This is a genomic window from Chachezhania antarctica, from assembly GCF_003646465.1.
Taxonomy (GTDB): Bacteria; Pseudomonadota; Alphaproteobacteria; order Rhodobacterales; family Rhodobacteraceae; genus Chachezhania; species Chachezhania antarctica.
Map to the genome: position 1 here is coordinate 1 of NZ_QZEX01000029.1, position 4405 is coordinate 4405.

A 4405-nucleotide genomic window follows, 5' to 3' on the forward strand; every position below is an offset into this window, starting at 1 on the left:
TCGAGCTCCGACTTGAACACCCCCTGCGGCGGGATTTCCGATTGCGTCGTGATGATCACCAGGAGCGATTGCGCATTGGTGATCATGCCCCCGCGGATCTGCCCGATAACCCGCGTGGCGAAGTGCTTCTCGGCCATCACGTGCAGCTCGTCCAGGATGGCGAACGCCGGGATCCCGCCGGTCGTCACCTTCGGATCGAATGACGCCACCTTGCACCTGGCGTTCATCGGCCGGCCGGTTTCCGGATCCGGGTATATGTCGACGATCGTTTTCTTGTGCTCGACCACCCGGAACCGTTTCGACAGCCACGGATCCGCCTCGATCATGCCCTGCATCTGTCCGAAACAGGTATCCGCCACCTCCTGCGTCGGCCCGACCACAATGCCCTTGATGTTCGGCGTCGTGTTCATCTGCAACGCGATCAAACCGATGCAGGCGGCCAGGGTGGTTTTCGTGTTCTTCTTCGGGACCAGGCAAAAGATCTCGCCGACCCGGCGCACACCGTCGGGTCCCACCGATCCGAAGGCCGCCCGCACGATATCGCGCGCCCATTCCTCCGCCACGTCCCGCATGAGCGGTTGCCCGGGAATGTCCGGCACCACCAGCTTGTCGAAAAGCTCGACCGCGATCTCGGACAGGTCCGGATCGAGATCGAGCGCCGGGATCGGCGTCGCGCCGGCCTTGAGCTTCTCCCACCAGTCCGGGCAGGCCGCCCAGGACAGATCACTCACTGCGGCCGCCCCTTGCCGCGGATCCGATCATACAGCTCGCCATAGCCGGTCTCCGGATGCGCCGCATCCGCCAGGCGCTGCGCTTTCTTTCCCAGCTCCGCCGTCTGCTCGTCGCCATCGTCATCCCCGGCGTCCTGGCCCTTCCCAGGCGGCGGGGCTGCAACGCGATCGAGGCGGTTCTGCAACTGGCGAACGCTTGGCGTGTGCCCCTCGCGCGCCTTGCGCAAAAGTACGTCCAGGCAGAGACCGTCGATCATCAGGGCCCCGCCTGAAAGCTCACGGGAAAAATACTTGCGGAGCGTCTTCTCATCGCAGCCGAGCGCCTCCGCAATCGCTGACTGCCTCCACCCTGCCGCCGCACGAACGGCAACAAAGTCCTGATTTTGCTTGTCTTTCCTGAACGACCGGCGGCCGCGGCGATCCCGGATCGGTTCCAGGGGATTGCCGAACAGGTCAACCTCCGCTGCCGTGTCGTGATTTTTGCCAGCCACGGGAAAAAAATCTCCGAGTGAGGGGGGCGCTGGTACGGAGGCGGGCGGGTTTCTGACTTTCGACCCACCCCCACCCGGGGCGATCCGTCAGGCCCGCGCGCGCTCCTCGCGCTGTTTTTCGCTGTCATGCCAGGCTTTCGTCACGGCCTGCAGGTTGTCGGGATCCCAGAACAGATCAGGATCGCCCTTGTGCTCGAGGATATGATCGATCACCGGGCTGTCCGCTTCGCCCGACTTCCCGATCAGCGGAACGCCGGTCTGTTCGCAGGTGTATCCGGCGCGCTTGAGCACCACCTTTTGCAGATCCTTCCAGCGCTTGAGGCCGTACCAGGACCGCCACGGCTTCACCTTTGCCCGCTCACGATCCAGCGCCTTCCGATCCCCGCTTGCCGCCCCGAGCTTGCGCTCCGCCGGCGCAAGACGCCGCGGCATCGCCTTGAGACGACCCATGTCCAGACCTTTCGATGCAGGATGCCCAGCCGGCACGCCAGGGCGGCAGCCCGACCTCCGGGCCTTCGAAAGCCCGGAAACGCGAAACGCCCGGCAGGATCTCTCCTCCGGGCGCGCATGTGGTGCTGGCACCTTGTCTAGCCCCACCTCCGTCCGCGGGTCAATACGTTTTTCGCCAGGGAGCGATTTCGGGAAGTTCGGACGTCAGGTCTATCCACCGCAATGGCTCGTGCCGCAGCGAGGCCAGGATCGTCATCAGGTGATCGATCCAGTTCAGGTACCGGCGGCGCGCAAGCGCGATCTCGAGAGGCGTGCGTTCCCAGCGGCATGGCGTGTAGCGCACCGCGTCCATGACGATCACGCCCTTCCGGTTTCGGCGCGGCTGCGGCTTCCAGCCCTCTACACCGAGGTCCGCCGCGTCAGCGGTTTCCGGACTGCGACCATGCTGGTTATCCCGCATGCGGGCCGGGACGATCTTCGGCGTCGCCCCGATCATCGCATCCGGCGTTGCGCCCGCACGGGCAAGTTCGGCGACCCAGATCGCATCCGCGCGGCCAAGCGTGCCCTGCACCACCGCGGCGATCATCTCGGCATCATCCGCCGGAGCGGAACAGCCGCGGCTGACATCAACCTGCTGGCCAAGCATCGCCTGCCGCATCAGCACGTATTCCATTCCGTAAGACTGCCCAGCGTCGCCACGCGCATCATCGAAGCTCAACCGCGCATGCTCGACGCCGAACGCCCATTCCAGCGCCTGGCGGATGCCCATCCGCCGGACAATGCGCGGTTCCGGACCCGACCGCCTGCCACACGCGCATTCGCGTCGCCCGTCCAGCGCGCGACCTTCGATCGTCGACGGCGCCGGCGCCCGTGCGATCTGCCCCCCGGCGTCCAGGAATGCGGCGATCGCGGCCCGTTCCTCTGCGGTCAGCGCCTTCATGCCGTGGCCCTCTCGGCCCGCTTCGCTTCCCCCGCCTCTATCAGGTCGACGGCGCGGCGTTCGACATCATCGAGCCATCCCAGCCGCGCCCGGTCCGAGGTATCCGCGCGCCCGGTGTCGGCCCGGTCGCGCAGGCGCATCTGTTCGTCGGCCAGTTCCGCCCCGCGCAGCCCCACCGTCCGGCGTTCATCGTCGCTGACCGGCGGGCGGCGGTATTTCTGGATGAACAGGAACTCGCCCAGGATGCGCCCGGCCGCCTGCGCCTCGGGCCCCGCGCGCGATCCGAACCAGCTGGCCAGTTCGGGCAGCTCTTCCAGGGGCAGCGGCTGGATGCGTTGCGCCGATTGCAGGAAGCCCACACGGGCCGGCCAGTAGCACCGGCCCTGCCCCTCCCCGCTGACCTTTGCCCATGCCAGCACCGCCCTAAGCGTCGGCTCGGTGCAGTAGCCCAGATCATCGCAGAGCTGGTCCAGGAACCGCCGTTCCCGGTCGGCCAGCCCCGCGGGCGGTTCCCCCTTCCGCCGGGACAGGCGCATGCCCGCCTCCCGCAGCGGCTGGATCAGGATCCTGCGCACCCTGCCCCGGTTCGTCTCAGCGCCTTCACCGTTCATCGCCTTCCCCCTTTCTCTGCACGTCTCCGTGGCCCGCTTGTCCACAGGTTGGGGCGGAAGTGCCCCTGTCCCTGTCATGTCCTTGTCTCTGTCCCTGTCGGTGTGGACAGTCAGAGACTGTCCAGGACTGTCCGAAAGTGTCCTTCGGACAGTTCGGGACAGTCCTGGACAATGTCGTTACCGTCGCCTCAGGCTCAGATCCGCCATGTGGTTCGACCACGCCTGGATGGACCGTTCGATCCACGCCGCGCTGCGGTAATCGCAGCCCTCGTCGACCAGCCATTGATCCATCCAGAGGATCGCCGCGTCGTTCTTCGCGAGGTCCACGTGATAGCCCGCGACCGCACCCCGCAGGCGCTGCTGGCGCTTGGCGGCATTGGCGCGATCGTTCCGGGCCCGGTTGTCCTCCTTCCGCGCCATCGCGTCCGTCAGCATGTGCAGGACGGTCGGATGATAGAGCCGCACCGTGCCGCGGCCGGGTTCGTCCTCATTCTCGTCACACACGCACCGGCGCCACCGATGCAGCGGGCCGAAGGGCAGCTGGCACAGGCTGACAAACCGCGAATGATCGCACATCGCCATCTTGGCCAGCTGCTCGGTATCGTCCGGCAGCGTGCCGATGGGCGAATGCCCGTAGGAGATATTGATCAGGTCGAAGTAATAGGCCCGCGCCTCGGGCGTGCCCTTCAGGCGCATTTCGCTGTTCAGCCAGCGCTGGCGGTGCCAGGTCATGAACCAGTGGCTGTCCAACCGGTCGCCGCTGCCAAACGGATAGACCGGAAGATCATCGTCACCGGACACGACCGTGAGCGATACCGAGCTCATGACCCGCGCCCCGTCGCGGGATCGGGTCGCGATGCGCGCATATGGGCCCGGTCGGTCACAGGCGCCCCGCGATGCGCAAATGCTGGATGTCGTTCCGGACGATGTGCCGGGCGACCCCCAGGGCCTCCGCGATGTCCAGGTTGCTGGCCCCGGCGAGTTTCAGGCCCAGCACCTTGTCCCGGCGCTTCCGAACCGGTTCCGGTGTCCCGCTGGCCGGGCAGCCGACGCCGGTCCGTGGGGGGTCCGGCATCCGCGGGCGATGGCCTTCGTCCCGCGCCACCTCGCGCATCCGTTCGCCCAAGCGGCCCTGGTAAGCCGGGCCCATGACGGGCCGGATCGGCGGGCTGAAGTATTTCA

At 66.8% G+C, this 4405-nt stretch carries 7 protein-coding genes; all 7 read right to left on the reverse strand.

From position 1 onward, the window contains the following. On the reverse strand, positions 1–731 hold a 731-nt coding region (locus D4754_RS23545; RefSeq protein ID WP_240453999.1), incomplete at its 3' end, for a terminase large subunit domain-containing protein. Further along, entirely contained in the window at positions 728–1222 is a 495-nt protein-coding gene (locus tag D4754_RS23550) for a hypothetical protein (RefSeq protein ID WP_121068592.1), read from the reverse strand. The genes D4754_RS23545 and D4754_RS23550, both read right to left, overlap by 4 nt. Positions 1223–1309: 87 nt before the next feature. After that, a complete protein-coding gene (locus D4754_RS23555; protein ID WP_121068594.1) occupies positions 1310–1672 on the reverse strand; it encodes an HNH endonuclease in 363 nt (120 codons plus the stop codon). A 160-nt stretch (positions 1673–1832) separates the two neighbouring features. Then, entirely contained in the window at positions 1833–2612 is a 780-nt protein-coding gene (locus D4754_RS23560) for a hypothetical protein (protein WP_121068596.1), read from the reverse strand. Further along, positions 2609–3223 (reverse strand): hypothetical protein, encoded by a 615-nt coding sequence (locus D4754_RS23565; protein ID WP_121068598.1) that lies wholly within the window; start codon positions 3221–3223, stop codon positions 2609–2611. Before D4754_RS23565 ends, D4754_RS23560 begins: the two co-directional genes overlap by 4 nt. Before the next feature lie 177 nt (positions 3224–3400). Next, positions 3401–4048, reverse strand: coding sequence for a hypothetical protein (locus D4754_RS23570; protein ID WP_121068600.1), 648 nt, complete (start codon positions 4046–4048; stop codon positions 3401–3403). A gap of 55 nt (positions 4049–4103) precedes the next feature. Continuing rightward, the coding region (locus tag D4754_RS23575; protein WP_163026043.1) for a hypothetical protein at positions 4104–4405 on the reverse strand (302 nt) is incomplete at its 5' end.